14 protein-coding genes are annotated in these 15,286 nt (G+C 63.9%); 6 read left to right on the plus strand and 8 right to left on the minus strand.

Going from position 1 to position 15,286, the window contains the following annotated elements; genetic code table 11:
• Nucleotides 1–38 precede the first annotated feature (38 nt).
• Nucleotides 39–947 (plus strand): proline dehydrogenase family protein, encoded by a 909-nt coding sequence (locus tag AC1DUR_RS09600; RefSeq protein ID WP_477718672.1) that lies wholly within the window; start codon nt 39–41, stop codon nt 945–947.
• 3 nt (nt 948–950) lie between these two features.
• On the opposite strand, the gene AC1DUR_RS09605 is transcribed toward AC1DUR_RS09600, so the two are convergent.
• The 4 genes from AC1DUR_RS09605 to AC1DUR_RS09620 all read right to left on the minus strand — a co-directional run bounded on the left by AC1DUR_RS09605 (nt 951) and on the right by AC1DUR_RS09620 (nt 4,978).
• Nucleotides 951–1,847: an NAD(P)-dependent oxidoreductase gene (locus AC1DUR_RS09605; protein WP_477718673.1), complete on the minus strand. Its 897-nt coding sequence runs from the start codon at nt 1,845–1,847 to the stop codon at nt 951–953.
• 59 nt (nt 1,848–1,906) lie between these two features.
• Nucleotides 1,907–3,265, minus strand: a complete 1,359-nt coding sequence (locus AC1DUR_RS09610) for an NAD(P)H-dependent oxidoreductase (RefSeq protein ID WP_477718674.1) — start codon at nt 3,263–3,265, stop codon at nt 1,907–1,909.
• 103 nt (nt 3,266–3,368) lie between these two features.
• On the minus strand, nt 3,369–4,250 hold the full coding sequence (locus tag AC1DUR_RS09615; RefSeq protein WP_477718675.1) for a phytanoyl-CoA dioxygenase family protein: 882 nt from the start codon (nt 4,248–4,250) through the stop codon (nt 3,369–3,371).
• Nucleotides 4,247–4,978: a GntR family transcriptional regulator gene (locus AC1DUR_RS09620; protein WP_477718676.1), complete on the minus strand. Its 732-nt coding sequence runs from the start codon at nt 4,976–4,978 to the stop codon at nt 4,247–4,249. The genes AC1DUR_RS09615 and AC1DUR_RS09620 overlap by 4 nt, the downstream gene beginning before the upstream one ends.
• A gap of 139 nt (nt 4,979–5,117) precedes the next feature.
• Between AC1DUR_RS09620 and AC1DUR_RS09625 the strand changes: the two genes are divergently transcribed.
• Nucleotides 5,118–5,975: an alpha/beta hydrolase gene (locus AC1DUR_RS09625; RefSeq protein ID WP_477718677.1), complete on the plus strand. Its 858-nt coding sequence runs from the start codon at nt 5,118–5,120 to the stop codon at nt 5,973–5,975.
• Nucleotides 5,976–6,004: 29 nt separating this feature from the next.
• Here AC1DUR_RS09625 and AC1DUR_RS09630 read toward each other — a convergent pair whose 3' ends face one another.
• The 4 genes from AC1DUR_RS09630 to AC1DUR_RS09645 form a co-directional block, all read right to left on the minus strand.
• The gene (locus AC1DUR_RS09630) at nt 6,005–6,394 is read right to left on the minus strand and encodes a tautomerase family protein (protein WP_477718678.1); all 390 of its coding nucleotides are present in this window, start codon (nt 6,392–6,394) and stop codon (nt 6,005–6,007) included.
• A gap of 63 nt (nt 6,395–6,457) precedes the next feature.
• Nucleotides 6,458–7,435 carry a GMP reductase gene (locus AC1DUR_RS09635; protein WP_477718679.1) on the minus strand — a complete coding sequence of 326 codons (978 nt, stop codon included), beginning with the start codon at nt 7,433–7,435 and terminating at the stop codon, nt 6,458–6,460.
• 487 nt (nt 7,436–7,922) lie between these two features.
• Nucleotides 7,923–8,651, minus strand: coding sequence for a hypothetical protein (locus AC1DUR_RS09640; RefSeq protein WP_477718680.1), 729 nt, complete (start codon nt 8,649–8,651; stop codon nt 7,923–7,925).
• Nucleotides 8,652–8,717: 66 nt separating this feature from the next.
• On the minus strand, nt 8,718–9,632 hold the full coding sequence (locus tag AC1DUR_RS09645; RefSeq protein WP_477718681.1) for a LysR family transcriptional regulator: 915 nt from the start codon (nt 9,630–9,632) through the stop codon (nt 8,718–8,720).
• 123 nt (nt 9,633–9,755) lie between these two features.
• Here AC1DUR_RS09645 and AC1DUR_RS09650 point away from each other — a divergent pair, with 123 nt between their 5' ends.
• The 4 genes from AC1DUR_RS09650 to AC1DUR_RS09665 all read left to right on the plus strand — a co-directional run bounded on the left by AC1DUR_RS09650 (nt 9,756) and on the right by AC1DUR_RS09665 (nt 15,246).
• Nucleotides 9,756–11,162 (plus strand): M20 family metallopeptidase, encoded by a 1,407-nt coding sequence (locus AC1DUR_RS09650; protein ID WP_477718682.1) that lies wholly within the window; start codon nt 9,756–9,758, stop codon nt 11,160–11,162.
• 38 nt (nt 11,163–11,200) lie between these two features.
• Nucleotides 11,201–12,187, plus strand: a complete 987-nt coding sequence (locus AC1DUR_RS09655) for a Bug family tripartite tricarboxylate transporter substrate binding protein (RefSeq protein ID WP_477718683.1) — start codon at nt 11,201–11,203, stop codon at nt 12,185–12,187.
• A 170-nt stretch (nt 12,188–12,357) separates the two neighbouring features.
• Nucleotides 12,358–14,811, plus strand: a complete 2,454-nt coding sequence (locus AC1DUR_RS09660; RefSeq protein ID WP_477718684.1) for a UvrD-helicase domain-containing protein — start codon at nt 12,358–12,360, stop codon at nt 14,809–14,811.
• 72 nt (nt 14,812–14,883) lie between these two features.
• On the plus strand, nt 14,884–15,246 hold the full coding sequence (locus tag AC1DUR_RS09665) for a hypothetical protein (RefSeq protein ID WP_477718685.1): 363 nt from the start codon (nt 14,884–14,886) through the stop codon (nt 15,244–15,246).
• The last annotated feature ends 40 nt before the right edge of the window (nt 15,247–15,286 follow it).

The raw sequence follows: 15,286 nt of genomic DNA on the forward strand, positions 1-15,286 counted from the left end.
CTTGCGCCGTCCGCTTCATTCTTTTTTCGGAAAAAATCATGTCCCTGTTCAATACCCTGATGGCGTCGGCCATCTCCCTGGTTCCGCGCGCGTTGATCCGCAAGGTCTCGCGCCGTTATATTGCCGGCGAAACCGCGGCCGAAGCGCTGGCGCGCGTTCGCGCGCTCGATGCCCGAGGCTTCTCGGCCACGCTAGACGTGCTCGGTGAGACGGTCTCGTCGCTGTCGCAGGCCGACCGCACGACCGATCAGTACCTGCAGATGCTCGACGCAATCGGTCACCACGGCCTGCGCGCGAATATCTCGGTCAAGCCGACCGCGCTGGGCCTGTTGCTCGATGAGGCGCATTGCGAAAGCAACTTCCGGCGCCTGATTGCGGCGGCCGAGCGGCACGGGATTTTTGTGCGCATCGACATGGAAGACGCAAGCATTACCCAGAAGGAAATCAATCTGCTCGCGCGATTGAAATGCGATCATGACCGCGTCGGCATCGTGCTGCAGGCCTACCTCAAGCGTACTTACGGCGACATCGGGCCGCTGCTCGGCGAGCGTGAAAATCTGCGCCTCTGCAAGGGGATCTACGTCGAAGGCCGCGAGCACTTGGTCGACCAGGCATGGCGAGACCGGCGCGCCATCAACGCGCATTTCCTGAACCATGCGGCGCGTTGCTTCGACAGCGCGACCTTTGTCGGCCTCGCGACGCACGACGAAGAGTTGATCGACCAGTTGATCGAACTGTCGCGCCGCAAAGGTGTGGACAAGGACCGGTTCGAGTTCCAGATGCTGCTCGGTGTCTGCGAAAACCTGCAGGGCAGGCTGCTCGGCATGGGTTACGCAGTGCGCATCTACGTGCCTTACAGCAAGGACTGGTACGGCTACAGCATGCGCCGGATCAAAGAAAATCCGCAGATCGCGGGTTACCTGATGAAGGCCGCGCTGACCCGTTGAAGCTCAGCTCATGCCGTTGCGGCTGGCCAGTTCCACAAAGAGTCCCGACTGGTCGAGGTCTGTCAGGCCGTGTTCCACACCCTCGGCGTAGAGCTGCTCGAAGAGCCCGGTGATGGGCGCATCAAAGCCGATTTCCTGAGCGGTTGCCAGCGCATTGCGCATGTCCTTGAGCTGTATCGACAAGCGGGCGCGTGGCGCGAAGTCCCGCTCCACCATGCGCTGGCCGTGCAACTGCAACACGCGGCTGTCGGCAAAACCGCCGGTGATGGCTTCCTTGACCTTGGCCATGTCGGCGCCGCCCTTGGTGGCGAACAGCAAGGCTTCGGCCACCGCGCCAATCGTGATGCCGACAATCATCTGGTTGGCCAGTTTGGTGAGTTGCCCGCTGCCGTGCGGGCCGACATGCGTGGCGCGGCCAAACACCTGGAGCAGGGGCAGGGCGCGCTCGAAGTCGGCCGGCTTGCCGCCCGCCATGATGACCAGCGTGCCCTGTTCAGCGCCGACGGTGCCTCCGGACACCGGCGCATCCAGGTGCGCGATGCCCAGGGCGCCCAGCCGCGCGGCGTGGTCGCGTGCTTCACGGGGCGTGATGGACGCCATGTCAAGGAAGAGCGACCCTGGTTTCATCGCTGCTGCAACGCCTTGCGCGAACAGTACGTCTTGCACCACGGCGCCGTTTTCCAGCATGCTGACCACGATGTCGGCCCCGCGCGCTGCCGCACTGGCCTGGGCGTGAACTGTCGCGCCCAGGGCGGCCAGCGACGCGGCCTTGTCGGGGGTGCGGTTCCACGCCTGCAGCGCATGGCCGGCTTCACACAGACGCCTGGCCATGGGCAGCCCCATGCTGCCGGTGCCCAAAAAGGCGATTTTTTTTGCGTGCGGGTCGCTTTCAACGGTCATTCAGGTTCCTGGTTAATGGCGGATGTACCCATCATCCGGCACGCAGCGCAAGAAGGCTGTCAGGCGGCTTTCTTCATGGCCGGCGAGAACATGGTTTCCATCTCATGGCGCACCTTGTAGGCGGGTGTTGAGGTGTCCATGGCCACGTCGGCCCAGCTCAGGCTCTGGCCTTTCTTGACCGCCCGCACCACCTTGACCTGGTGCGCCAGGCCCAGGGGCAGGCCACCCATCTGCAGGGAGGTGTCGGCCGGCAGCAGCTTGCCCCAGACCGTGTAGCCGCCTTCGCCGTCCAGCATGTCGCCGGGTTTGAGGTCGCGCTTGGCGGTGGCCACCACGTCGGCGTTCCAGCAGGTCGCCACGCCGGTCGGTTCGCCGCGCAGCGCCACGCTGGCCACCGACACGCCGACCTCCAGCCCGATCAGGTGCCAGCGCTTGTACAGCGTGAAATAGCGGCCGCTCGGATCGGTATGTGCGTTGTACTCTTCAAAGCAGTTCTTGATGTAGTCGGTTTCGGCCTCGACCGTGACCCAGACCCCCATGCGGATGTCGTAGGGAATCTTGCGGCCATTGGCTTCCAGCGAGGAGATGACTTCGACCATGCCCTTGCGCTCCAGCACGCCGCCCTCTTGAATAGGTCGCGTCACAAAGGGAATGTCTTCGATGCTGGCGGGCGGGTAGAGCAGGCCGTTGCTGGGCACGGTGAGGCCGGTAGCGTTGGCCACGGCGGTGCATTCGATGGAGGGTTTGGAGCCATCGAGGAAGCTGTTGAACATTTTCGGGTTCAGTCCGCCACGCAGGGCCTGCTCGGGCGTGAGGCCGTAGTTGCCCCACACCGTATCGGGCGTGGATTCGCAAAAATGCGGCAGCCATTTGTGGCCACGGCCTGCCGCCACCACCGGAAACCCGCAGGTGCGGGCCCAGTCCACCAGGTCGCAGATCAAGGCCGGCTGGTCACCGAAGGCCAGCGAGTAAACCACCCCGGCCTCAGCCGCCTTGCGCGCCAGCAGCGGGCCGCAAAAGGCATCGGCCTCCACCGTGACGTTGACCACATGCTTGCCATGCGCAAAAGCCTGCAGGCAGTGCTCGACGGCCGCCACCGGGTTGCCGGTGCATTCCACAATGATGTCGATTTGCGGATGCATGACGACCGCCTGCCAGTCGTCCGTGATCCAGGTCGCGCCTGTTTTGATCGCCGTTTGCGCCGATTCCGCCTGGCTCATTTCGGGTTTCCAGCCGACGCGGGCGAGGTTGGTGCGGGCCGCGTTGGGCGACAGGTCGGCAATGGCGACGAGGTGTATGCCGGGGGTTCTGGGAATCTGCGCCAGGTACATGGAGCCGAATTTTCCGGCGCCTATCAGGCCGATGCGCACGGGTTGGTTGTCGGCGGCGCGTTGCTGGAGTTTGGTGTAGAGGTTCATGGTGTTTTGTTCGTGAAAACCGCTCTTGCCGAGCCTGTCGACGTGCCGCTTGCGCAGCGCGCTTCGACAGGCTCAGCCCGAACGGAAAGGGGGTGGAAAGTTCTCAGGCCGCCTTGCGTTCAGGGGCGATTTCGTCCGTCGACGTTTGCAGCGCGGTGGCCGGCACGCCATCTCTCCAGGGCAGGTCCACCGGGTAGTCAGCCAGCAGGCAGTCATCCGGCAGGCAGGTGATGGGGGTGAAGTCGCGGTGCGCAATGTACTCGGGGCGCTTGTGGCGGCGAATGTGGTTGCTGACGGCGCACAGGCTCAGGTAGACGCTGACGCGGTTGAAGGGCGACAGGTTGCTCCCCGAGGCGTGGACCAGGCAGGAGTGGAACAGGATCATCGAGCCGGCCGGGCCTTTGGGGCTGACAATGCCACCCTGTTTGCCGCCGGCACGCTGCACCAGCTGGCGAATCAGGTCGTTGTCCACCGTCCACAGCGGGTAGCTGGTGGTGGTGAGGTCATGTCTGGCGTCCACCACGCCCTTTTTGTGGCTGCCGGGAATGAACATCAGCGGGCCGTTGTGCTCGGTGACATCGTCCAGGAAGATCGCCACATTCATCGCACGTTCGGTCGGCATCATGTCGTCGTTCAGCCAGGTGCCGTAGTCCTGGTGCCACTGCCAGACATCGCCTTCAAAGGCCATCTTGCCGTTGATCTTGAACTGGTGCATGTAGAGTTTTTCACCCAGCAGGTCTTCCACCGGCTCGATCATGCGCGGATGCCGGCCCAGTTTGGCAAACGGCTCGCTGTACATGTGGGCGGCGAAGTTGGTGCGCACCGCGTCCTTGCCTTTTTCGCGCACGTTGTAGTCCTCGCGCCGGCTGTAAAGGTCGGGCACGGCGTTGTTGAGCGCCTGCGTTTCTTCCGGCGTAAAAAGGCCGGGGAAAAACAGGTAGCCGTCGCGGTCGAATTGGGCGAGTTGTTCGGGCGTCAGTTTCATCGTGTGTCTCCATGGCTTTGGCGGGGCAGAACGGGCTGGGCTGTGATGTTCGCGGAAGGGGCAGGCTGCTTGAGTGCGCTGGACAGCAGGCTCGCCAGGTTGTGGCTGGCGTCCTCGTCATGCTGGCGGATCAGGGTTTCGGCCGTGTCTTCATCTCCGCTGGCTATCGCCCTGGCAATCGCCTCGTGCTCATCCCAGATCGATTCGCGCATGGTCGACACCTGCAGCACCGCGCCCATGGCGCGGCGGATGTGGTGCCAATGCAGCTGCGCGCTCTGGGCGATCAGCGGGTTGCCGGATGCGGCATAAATCGCAGCATGAAACTGCGCGTCCGCCGCCATCATGGCCTTGACCTTGTTGCTCCGTGCGGCAGCGCGCCCCTGGCTGATCAGACGCGGATCCAGCGGGCTGCGGGCACGTGCAGCGAGCCGGGCGGCCAGCGCGTCCAGAGCGCCGCGTACCTGGTAAATCTGCACCAGCCAGGCCACGTCGAGCGGCGCCACCAGCACTCCGCGGCCGGGCGCGTCCAGCACAAAGCCATCTTTTTTCAGCAGCCGCAAGGCCTGCAGGACCGGCTGGCGCGACACCGCCAGCCGCTCCGCAATATCTTCCTGCATGATGCGCGAACCCGGCGCCAGGGAGCCGTCGCTGATGGCGTCCAGCAGGCTGCGATAGACCTGGTCCACCAAGTCGGGGGTTGATTCGATTTTGATGAGATGGGAAGTCATTTTTTGTACTCTGTATACAGAATACGCCGAATGGCAAAAAAGCTACTCCGGGTTTTCCCGTGGGGTCAGGGGCGTGCGCGACTGTGCCAAGATGGCGGCAGTTTGAGCAGTTTTGACGACTTGATTTTCAGGAGCATCCATGAACCAACCTGACCCTGCGTGGCTAGACAGCATGTACAACAACCGGGCGCGCGTGGCGGAGCACGAGGCGCATTTCACGCACTGGGCCGAGGCTTCGGCGCAGGCCAGGAGCACGCTGCCTTGCACGCTGGACGTCCCCTACGGCCAGGGCAGCGGTGAAAAGCTGGACGTGTTTCCGGCTGCGAAGCCCGGGGCGCCGGTGGTGGTGTTCATTCACGGCGGTTACTGGCGGTCGCTGGACAAGGCCGACCACTCCTTTGTCGCTCCTGCCTTCGTGGAGGCGGGCGCCTGTGTGGTGATTCCCAATTACGACCTGTGCCCGGCCGTGACCATTCCCGACATCGCGTTGCAGATGGTCAGGGCGCTGGCCTGGACTTACCGCAACGTGGCGCGGTTTGGTGGCGACCCGAAGCGCATCACCGTGATGGGGCATTCGGCCGGTGGCCATCTGGCCGCCATGCTGCTGGCCTGCCGGTGGCCGGTCCATGCCGGGGACCTGCCGGCCGAGCTGGTCAAAAACGCGCTGTCGATTTCGGGCCTCTATGAGCTTGAATCCATCATGCATACGCCGTTCCTGCAGGAGGCGCTGCGCTTGACCCCGGCGCAAGTCCTGCAGGCCAGCCCGGCGTGGATGCCGCCGCCTGCGCGGGGCGTGCTCTACACCGTGGCCGGGGCCGACGAGAGCGAAGAATTCCTGCGGCACAACGCGCTGATCGAGCAGGCATGGGGCCCCCGGGTGGTGCCTGTGCGCGAAGCCTTGCTGGGGCTGAATCACTTCAGCATCGTCGAGGCCCTGGTGCAGCCTGGTCACCGGCTGAACCAGCTGGCCCTGGATCTGTTGCGGGCTACGGCCTAGGTGTGATGTTTCAATAGGGTGAACAGGCCCTAAATATTGACGTCGTACTCCAGTGCGACGTCAGACGCCGGGATGCCGCCGCGAATCGCCCAGTTCTCGCGTGGCGCTTCCCGCACCACCACCTTGATGTGGTCGGCGGGGACGCCGCACAGGCCCAGGTTTTGCACGATGGCCTGGTACAGCGCGCGTTTGGTCTCGACGGAGCGCCCGATGAAGCAGTCGATGCTGACCAGGGTGTATTGGTCGCCCTTGTCTGGAGGCCCGACAAAGCGGTGCGGCTCGTGGACGAAAAGGCGAATCATCGTGGTCCAGTGCGGGACTTTAAGCACCGCAATCATCGCGGCCTGCACGGCATCGATGAGGGCCGTTTCTTCTTCGCGTGAATATTTTCGACGTATTTCAATGGCTGCAGTGGGCACGGATCCTCGCTTTCATGGTTTGGCGATGACTGTACTCCTGCAGCAGCCTGGACCGGCAAAGCCTCACATCAGCAGGTGTTCGCCTGCGTTGTCGCCGCCCAGGATCACGTAGTTGACCTTGCGGATGTCCATCAGTTTCTTGCCCCCGGCATAGCTGATGGAGCTCTGGATGTCTTCTTCCATCTCGCGCAGGGTGTCCGCCAGCGTGCCCTTGATGGGTTCCAGGATGCGTTTGCCTTCGACGTGCTTGTACTCGCCCTTGTTGAAGTCCGAGGCGCTGCCGTAATACTCCTTGAAGAGCTTGCCATCGACCTCCACGGTTTTGCCGGGGCTTTCTTCCAGGCCGGCGAGCAGGGAGCCTATCATCACCATGGTCGCGCCAAAACGGATGGACTTGGCAATGTCGCCATGCTCGCGTATGCCGCCGTCGGCAATGATGGGCTTGGTTGCCACGCGGGCGCACCACTTGAGCGCCGAGAGCTGCCAGCCGCCGGTGCCAAAGCCGGTTTTCATTTTGGTGATGCAAACCTTGCCGGGGCCAACGCCCACCTTGGTCGCATCGGCGCCCCAGTTTTCCAGGTCAATCACCGCTTCGGGCGTGGCCACGTTGCCGGCAATCACGAACGATGCGGGCAGCTTTTGCTTGAGGTAGCCGATCATTTTCTGCACGCTGTCGGCATGGCCGTGGGCAATGTCTATCGTGATGTATTCGGGGGCGAGACCCTCGGCCACAAACTGGTCCACCGTGTCGTAGTCGGGCTTTTTAACCCCCAGCGAGATTGACGCGTAAACGCCTTTGGCCGTCATGTCTTTGACAAACTGCAGGTTGTCCAGGTCAAAGCGGTGCATGACGTAGAAGTAGCCGTTCTTGGCCATCCAGGTGCAGATGTTTTCATCGACCACCGTTTTCATGTTGGCCGGCACCACCGGGATGCGGAAGGTGCGCCCGCCCAGCGTCACACCGGCATCGCACTCCGAGCGGCTTTCTACCCGGCATTTGCGGGGCAGCAGCAGCACATTGTCGTAATCGAAAATTTCCATGTTTCCCAAGCTCCTGAAGACTGTTGATAACCAGGGATGCTCTGCCTAACTCGCGCCGCGCGCGGCGGGGCTTTTGCGGGATGAGCCGCAAGGCGCAAAACCCAAGGCAAGGCTGGACGCCTTGCCTGGTTTTGCAACGCGGCGGATCGCCCGCAAAACCACGCCCCTTCGGGTTCGACCCAAAACGGGCGCTTTGCCCACCAAACCGCTTGCGTGTGCCTTCGGGCACACGACGCGCGGTGTTGGCGGACAAATCATCCCGTTTTGGACTCGAACGCGCATGGCGGGAGTTAGGCAGAGCATCCCCAGGCACTTGGACTGGACCGGTTCTTGTCCGCATTGTCCCCATGGAACGCAGAAACAAAAAACCGGGCGCAATTGCTTGGGCCCGGTAAGTGATTCTAGGCGCGCGGGTGTCCGGCGATGATGCCGTGACCTGTATACCCTTTATATGGGCAGTCCCATTCCGGGATGCTATTTCGAGCTCCTATTTCGGGCCCTGGCTGGGCGTCGGGGGGCTTGCCTCGCAGCGCGACTGGGCCGCAGCCCGCACCCGGTTTTTCTCATCCTCAACCCAGCCAATCACACGCAGCCGGCCCGCATTGGCGCCCTGTGCAATGGCCATGGAGCGCGCTTCGAAAAAGCGGTTCTGGTTCTGCTCTGTGTTTGACAGCTTTCGACCATCCCAGGAGACCTGGAGCAGGTTTCTGACAAGGTTCCGCTCGGTGGGCGAGCCCTCGGTGCCGGCTGGCAGGGTGTCAACCAATGCCAGCCAGGCCGTCCAGCGTTGCCCCTGCGCGGCGGGCGGGACGGGCTTGAGCTCTATCGAAGCACCCAGATAGTCGGCCAGCGGCAGGCCGTGGGCCACGCGCAGCGTGCTGCCCTTGAGGTGGTTGACGGAATGGGTGCGGCTGCTGCTCCTGGCGGGAACGGGTTGCCTCGAGGCCTCCAGACGGGCCAGCGCATCGCGCGTTGCTACCGCGGAAAGCGGCGCGTCGTCGCCTTTGCTACCGGGAACGACCCAATCCAGCGCGATCTGGCCGGCGCTTGCCCGCGGGGTGGCCGGGTCGATCCAGCAGCTGTCGCAGTCGGCGTTGATGAAGCGCTCGATGAGTTGAGTTGGCCGGGGCTGGCCGTCGCTGGCGCAGAACGATTGGGCCCAGGTGCCGGACGCGGCGCAACTGAACAAAGCGGTTAACAGAACAAGGTGTTTCATTTCAGGGGCTCCTGCAGCACAGGCATTTTCCCAGATGTCGTTTGGGGCGCCTGGCTCTTACACCCGTTACACAGCCTGGCCGAGCCTGAGCGCAGTCGCTATCAGGTGATCCCTGAAGTCGCTGGCCAGCGTGCCGGGTGATTGCCCCTGCAGCGTCAGCACTTGCAGGCTGCGCTGGCGAAATTGCGGTTCGCTCACCGGCACGGCCACCAGCTCACCTGCCCGAACGGCGTGCGCGGCGCTGACCAGGGCCGAGAGCGTCAGCACCTCGCCCTGCATGACCAGCGCCAGCAAGGTGGGGTAGTTGCCGGTGTAAGCCACCTGGTAGTGCAGGCCCTTGAGGCTGCAGCACAGGTCCAGCATCTGCCGCACCGTGGTGCCGGCCTCGGGCACGGCCAGCGGATGGCGCACGATGTCAGCCACCGACACACTGCGTCGCCGGGCCAGTGCATGGCCGGGTGCCGCCAGCACCATGATGGGCGCGGGCTGGTTGTGTTCGATCTTCAGGCCCTTGTCCGGGGCGACGGAAAACTTGATCCCCAGGTCCACCTCGCCGCGCAGCAGGTGCCGGCTCACTTCGTCGGGCGTACCCACCTGCAGGTGAATGCCGCAGCCGGGATGCGCTGCGCGAAAGGAAGACATCACCTCCGCCATGAAGCCGCAGGCCAGGCCTTCGGTGCAGGCGAGGCGGATGCGGCTGGCGCGTTGCCCGCCCAGCCCCTTGACCTCGTCGACCACGCGTTCAGCATCGAGCATGGTGGTGCGCACATAGGCGGCCAGCCGCTCCCCGGCAGCGCTGAGCGCCATGCCGCGGGCCTGGCGCTCGAACAAGGCACAGCCCAGGCTGTCTTCGAGTTTGGTGATCTGGCGGCTGACGGCCGATACCGCCACATGCAGCTGCTCCGCCGCCTGAGTCACCGAGCCGGTGCGGGCGACTTCCAGAAAGTAGCGGGTGGCTGTGCCCAGCAATGACAAGGACATCGTATGGCTTCCCGTGTGGCTTGCGTGCATTGCCGCCAGCGCAAGGCTGAGTTGCTTATTCTCAAATTGTGAAAGCTCTTTGAGTTTATTAGACTTTTGGCAATGCTCCAAGGAAGCCAAAACATGACGCGCGACCAATTACTCGAATCTGCCTCCGCCTGGTTTGACGCCGGGCATTTCCAGCGCGACCTGGCCCGCCGCGTGGCCTGGCGCACCGAGAGCGACAGTGGGCAGCCCGGCCCAGCCTTGGGCGACTATTTGCGCGATGACATCGTGCCGTCCCTGATCCGGCTGGGCTTTGACTGCGAGGTGAAGGCCAATCCGGTGGCTACCGGCGGGCCGCTGCTGGTGGCGCGCCGCGTCGAGGGCCAGGACCTGCCTACCGTGCTGACCTACGGGCATGGCGATGTGGTCAACGGCCAGGACAAGCACTGGCGCGAGGGCCTGAGCCCGTGGCAATTGACCGTGGAGGGCGACCGCTGGTACGGCCGCGGCACGGCAGACAACAAGGGCCAGCACACCATCAACTTCGCAGCGCTGGAGCACACCCTGGCCGCGCGTGGCGGCCGGCTGGGCTACAACGTGACGGTGCTGCTGGAAATGGGCGAGGAGGCGGGCAGTCCGGGCCTGCGTGAGCTGTGCGAGCGCGAACGCGAGCTGCAGCGCGCCGATCTGCTGATCGCCTGCGACGGGCCACGCGTGCAGGCGCAGCAGCCCACCTTGTTCCTGGGCTCGCGCGGGCTGGTCAATTTCTCGCTGCGCCTGCAAAGCCGCGAGCGCGCCTACCACTCGGGCAACTGGGGTGGCGTGCTGACCAACCCCGGCATCGTGCTGGCGCACGCCATTGCGTCCATGGTCGATGAACGGGGGCGTATCCAGGTCGAGGGTTTGCGCCCACCGGCACTGGCGGACAACATCCGGCGCGCGCTGCGCGACGTGCAGGTCGGCGGCGGCACGGACGACCCGCAGATCAATCCCGCCTGGGGTGAGCCCGGCCTGACGGCGGCTGAACGCCTGGTTGGCTGGAACACGCTGGAAGTGCTGGCGCTGGGGGCTGGCTCGGCCGAGCGTCCGGTCAATGCGATTCCGCAGCTGGCCGTGGCGCACTGCCAGCTGCGCTTTGTGCCGGGTACGCCGTGGCAGCAGTTGCCGGACATCGTGCGCGCCCATCTGGACGCGCACGGCTTTGACGCCGTGGAAGTGAGCGTTACCGCCGACTCACCCGCCACGCGGCTGGATCTGGACAACCCCTGGGTCGGCTGGGCCATGCAGTCCATGGCCGCCAGCAGTGGCAAGCCCGTCACCCTGCTGCCCAATCTGGCCGGCTCGCTCCCCAACGACGTGTTTGCCGATGTGCTGGGCCTGCCCACGCTGTGGGTGCCGCATTCCTACCCGGCCTGTGCGCAGCACGCGCCCAATGAGCACCTGCTGGCGTCGGTCGCGCGTGAGGGCCTACAGATCATGGCCGGGCTGTACTGGGACTTGGGCGCGCCAGGTCTGCCCTGGCAGCGCAGCGCGTCTGCCCACTGAATCTTGCGTTTAAATTTTTAACCTGAAAAGAGAACAGCATGACATCGACATCACGCCGCGCAACGCTGATAACTGTCCTGGCCGCTCTGGTGACCAGCCTGGCGAGCCCGCTGGCCTTGGCCCAGAGCTGGCCCAGCAAGCCCCTCAAGCTGATCGTGCCGTTCCCGCCGGGCGGCGCAACCGACACCGTGGCCCGCCTGATTGCTGAGCGCCTGGGGCCCCGCCTGGGGCAAGCCGTCATCATCGAGAACAAACCGGGCGCGGCAACCGTCATCGGTGTGGATGCGGTGGCCAAGTCCATCCCCGACGGCCACACGCTGCTGGTCTCAGGCGCCAGCAGTTTCACCGTCGTGCCGGGCTTGCGCAGCAAGCTGCCCTTCGATGTGCTCAAGGACCTGATCCCGATCGCTTTGGTCACCTATGCGCCCCTGGTGCTGGTCACGGCGCCGTCCAAGCCCTACCAGCGCCTGTCCGACGTCATTGCGCAAGCCAGGGCCAAGCCCAAATCGCTGACCTATTCCACCTATGGGCCCGGGACTGCGCCCCATCTTTCCGCGGAGCTGCTGGCCCACGCCGCCGGTGTCGAACTGGAGGCCGTGCCCTACAAGGGCAGCGCCGAAGCCCTGATAGGCCTGATGCGCGGCGATATTGATATGGGCGTGGAAACCCTCTCGGCCGCCAGTGCGCAGATCAAGGCCGGCAAGCTGCGCGTGCTGGCGGTGACCAGCGCCAAGCGCACGGCGTTCCTGCCCGAAACGCCGGGCATGGAGGAGTTGCGCCTGCCGCAGGCCAGCTTTGACGGTTTCTACGCCGTCGCCGCACCTGCAGGAACGCCTGTGGCGGTGGTCCAGCGGCTGACGCGGGAAATCAGCGAAATCATGGCCATGCCGGAGGTGAAGGAAAAATGCGCCCAGTTGTCGCTGGAAGCCGTAGCCCTGGGCCCCGACGCGTTGCGCGCGATCATGAAAACCGACATCGCCAGGTTTCGCGACCTGGGGGAGCGGATCAAGATCAGTCTGGATTAGAGCCGCTAACAAAACCCTCCTGGCGTCGTTGTGCCGCCTTGCCGTGCTGCAGCACTGTCTGCGGCGGCACGCCTAGCCAGGACCGCTTCGCTGGGTTTTGTGAGCGGCTCTCTTAACCCTTCCCCGGGTGCGGGGAGGGGGTGTGGGTGCCGGTTTTCTACAATGGACCCATGTTTCCACAAGTCACCCGAGATTCCCCGCTGCTGCACAACCTCAACCCCGAGCAACATGCCGCTGTCACCCTGCCGAATGAGCACGCCCTGATTCTTGCCGGGGCGGGCTCCGGCAAGACCCGCGTGCTGACCACCCGCATTGCCTGGTTGCTGCAAACCGGCCAGGTGTCGCCCGGCGGTATTCTGGCCGTGACGTTTACCAACAAGGCGGCCAAGGAAATGCTGGCCCGCCTGTCTGCCATGCTGCCCGTCAATGTGCGCGGCATGTGGATTGGCACCTTCCATGGCCTGTGCAACCGGTTTTTGCGCGCGCATTACAAGCTGGCCAATCTGCCGCAGAGTTTCCAGATCCTCGACACGCAAGACCAGCTGTCGGCGATCAAGCGGCTGTGCAAGCAGTTCAATGTGGACGACGAGCGCTTTCCGCCCAAACAGTTGGCGTGGTTCATTGCCAGCTGCAAGGAAGACGGCTTGCGTGCCAAGGACGTGCAGGTGCGTGACGAGGAAGGCCGCAAGAAGGTCGAGATCTACGCGCTGTACGAAGAGCAATGCCAGCGCGAAGGCGTGGTGGATTTTGGCGAGCTGATGCTGCGCAGCTATGAACTGCTGCGTGACAACGCCCCCGTGCGCGAGCACTACCAGCGGCGTTTCCGGCACATCCTGATCGATGAGTTCCAGGACACCAACAAGCTGCAATATGCCTGGATCAAGATGCTGGCGGGCCAGGGCCCCGAAGCCACGCAGGGCGCCGCCGCGATGCCGGGTGGCTCGGTGGTGGCGGTGGGTGACGACGACCAGAGCATCTACGCCTTTCGCGGTGCGCGCGTGGGCAACATGACCGATTTTGTGCGCGAGTTCGATGTGCAGCACCAGATCAAGCTGGAGCGCAACTACCGCAGCTTCGGCAACATTCTGGATTCGGCCAACGAGCTGATCAGCCACAACAGCAAGCGCCTGGGCAAGAACCTGCGCACCGAGGCCGGCCCGGGCGAGCCGGTGCGCGTCTATGAGGCCACTTCTGATTTTGCCGAGGCCCAGTGGTTTGTCGATGAAGTGAAGCAGCTGGTGCGAGACGGCGCCGAGCGCAAGGAGATCGCGCTGCTGTACCGCAGCAATGCGCAAAGCCGGGTGATGGAGACGGCGCTGTTCAATGCCGGTGTGCCTTACCGCGTGTATGGCGGCCTGCGCTTTTTCGAGCGCGCCGAGATCAAGCATGCGCTGGCCTACCTGCGCCTGCTGGAGAACCCGCACGATGACACCAGCTTTTTGCGCGTGGTCAACTTTCCGCCGCGTGGTATTGGTGCGCGCAGCATTGAGCAGTTGCAGGACATTTCGCGCGCCTCGGGTTGCTCGCTGCATGACGGTGTCAGTGCGGTGACTGGCAAGGCCGGAGCCAACCTGGGCGCCTTTGTGGCCAAGATCGATGTGTTGCGCGAGCAAACCACCGGCCTCACCCTGCGCGAAATCATCGAGCTGGTGCTGCAGCACAGCGGGCTGGAAGAGCACTATAAGACCGAAAAAGAGGGTCAGGACCGGCTGGAGAACCTGGCCGAACTGGTCAACGCCGCCGAGTCCTTCGTCAGCCAGGAAGGCTTTGGCCGCGATGCCGTGGCCTTGCCGGTGGACGAACTGGGTTCGCGTGCGAACCTGGCATTGGGCCAGTCGCCTGCCAGCCAGGGCCTCGATCCTTCCGCTGCGCTGCTGAGTGAGCCCTTGCCGGAATTGCTGGCGCCCGACACCGAGACCGGTGAAACGCTGTCACCGCTGGCGGCCTTTCTCACGCATGCCGCGTTGGAGTCCGGCGACAACCAGGCGCAGGCCGGCCAGGATGCCGTGCAGCTGATGACGGTGCACTCGTCCAAGGGGCTGGAGTTTGACTGCGTCTTCATCACCGGCATGGAAGAGGGCCTGTTCCCGCATGAAAATTCCATGAGCGACCACGATGGGCTGGAGGAAGAGCGCCGCCTGATGTACGTGGCCATCACGCGTGCGCGCAAGCGGCTGTACCTCAGCCATTCGCAGACCCGCATGCTGCACGGCCAGACGCGCTACCACCTGAAAAGCCGGTTTTTTGACGAGCTGCCGGAAGCGGCGCTCAAATGGATCACGCCCAAAAACCAGGGCTTTGCATCCGGCCTGGGCATGGGATCCGGTGGGTGGGGCGGTGCTCATAATTCAGGAGCTAGTGGCACCCGTGGCGACTGGGCCAGCAACGTTTTTTCTTCAAAGTCCGGTTCATCCGAGCGCTTTGCCAATCCACCGGTGCCGCCGCAGCGCAACGCGCCTTCGCATGGGCTTAAAGGCGGCATGCAGGTGTTCCACGCCAAGTTTGGCGAGGGCAAGGTGCTGATGCTCGAAGGCAGTGGTGACGATGCGCGGGCGCAGATCAATTTCACCCGGCATGGCGTGAAATGGCTGGCACTGAGTGTGGCCAAGCTGACGGTGGTTTAGGCGGTGGTTAAGATAGGTTAGCCCCGTGGTGCAGTGCCCGCACCCCCAGGATCAAGCAGCCTGTGAGAACACATGAACGAACCCGAACCGTCCGCTGACACCTCTTCCCCGATTTACGTGCCGCATCAGGAGTTTTGCGCCGGCGTGCCCAGGGGGCGTTTTCGTTTGATCGTGAATCCGGAGCGCGCGCAGAAGTACGTCAGGCATCGCCTGTTTGTTGTGGGTATCTCGCTGCCTCTCCTGGGCATTGGCACGGCATTGAGCCTGTGGGGTTATCTTTGGGCGGGGCTTCCGCTGGTCATCGTCGGCGTCCTGCTGCATCGCGTCATCAAGGCGCACGCCGCAAAAATCCTGCTGTACCTTGCGATGCATGATGCCAAGACCTACGACCAGGCCATTGAATACGAAATCCTCGAAGTACGTTACGCGAGTTGAGCGCCGCCGCGCTCCCTCGCCTGGCCCTGTGCAGGGCCAG

Source organism: Polaromonas sp. P4_F4, from assembly GCF_056401355.1.

What these genes read in the sequence shown, in the direction of transcription:
- AC1DUR_RS09600 (WP_477718672.1), top strand. Translation starts at nt 39, where the DNA reads ATGTCCCTGTTCAATACCCTGATGGCGTCGGCCATCTCCCTGGTTCCG.
- AC1DUR_RS09605 (WP_477718673.1), bottom strand. Translation starts at nt 1,847, where the DNA reads ATGACCGTTGAAAGCGACCCGCACGCAAAAAAAATCGCCTTTTTGGGC.
- AC1DUR_RS09610 (WP_477718674.1), bottom strand. Translation starts at nt 3,265, where the DNA reads ATGAACCTCTACACCAAACTCCAGCAACGCGCCGCCGACAACCAACCC.
- AC1DUR_RS09615 (WP_477718675.1), bottom strand. Translation starts at nt 4,250, where the DNA reads ATGAAACTGACGCCCGAACAACTCGCCCAATTCGACCGCGACGGCTAC.
- AC1DUR_RS09620 (WP_477718676.1), bottom strand. Translation starts at nt 4,978, where the DNA reads ATGACTTCCCATCTCATCAAAATCGAATCAACCCCCGACTTGGTGGAC.
- AC1DUR_RS09625 (WP_477718677.1), top strand. Translation starts at nt 5,118, where the DNA reads ATGAACCAACCTGACCCTGCGTGGCTAGACAGCATGTACAACAACCGG.
- AC1DUR_RS09635 (WP_477718679.1), bottom strand. Translation starts at nt 7,435, where the DNA reads ATGGAAATTTTCGATTACGACAATGTGCTGCTGCTGCCCCGCAAATGC.
- AC1DUR_RS09640 (WP_477718680.1), bottom strand. Translation starts at nt 8,651, where the DNA reads ATGAAACACCTTGTTCTGTTAACCGCTTTGTTCAGTTGCGCCGCGTCC.
- AC1DUR_RS09645 (WP_477718681.1), bottom strand. Translation starts at nt 9,632, where the DNA reads ATGTCCTTGTCATTGCTGGGCACAGCCACCCGCTACTTTCTGGAAGTC.
- AC1DUR_RS09650 (WP_477718682.1), top strand. Translation starts at nt 9,756, where the DNA reads ATGACGCGCGACCAATTACTCGAATCTGCCTCCGCCTGGTTTGACGCC.
- AC1DUR_RS09655 (WP_477718683.1), top strand. Translation starts at nt 11,201, where the DNA reads ATGACATCGACATCACGCCGCGCAACGCTGATAACTGTCCTGGCCGCT.
- AC1DUR_RS09660 (WP_477718684.1), top strand. Translation starts at nt 12,358, where the DNA reads ATGTTTCCACAAGTCACCCGAGATTCCCCGCTGCTGCACAACCTCAAC.
- AC1DUR_RS09665 (WP_477718685.1), top strand. Translation starts at nt 14,884, where the DNA reads ATGAACGAACCCGAACCGTCCGCTGACACCTCTTCCCCGATTTACGTG.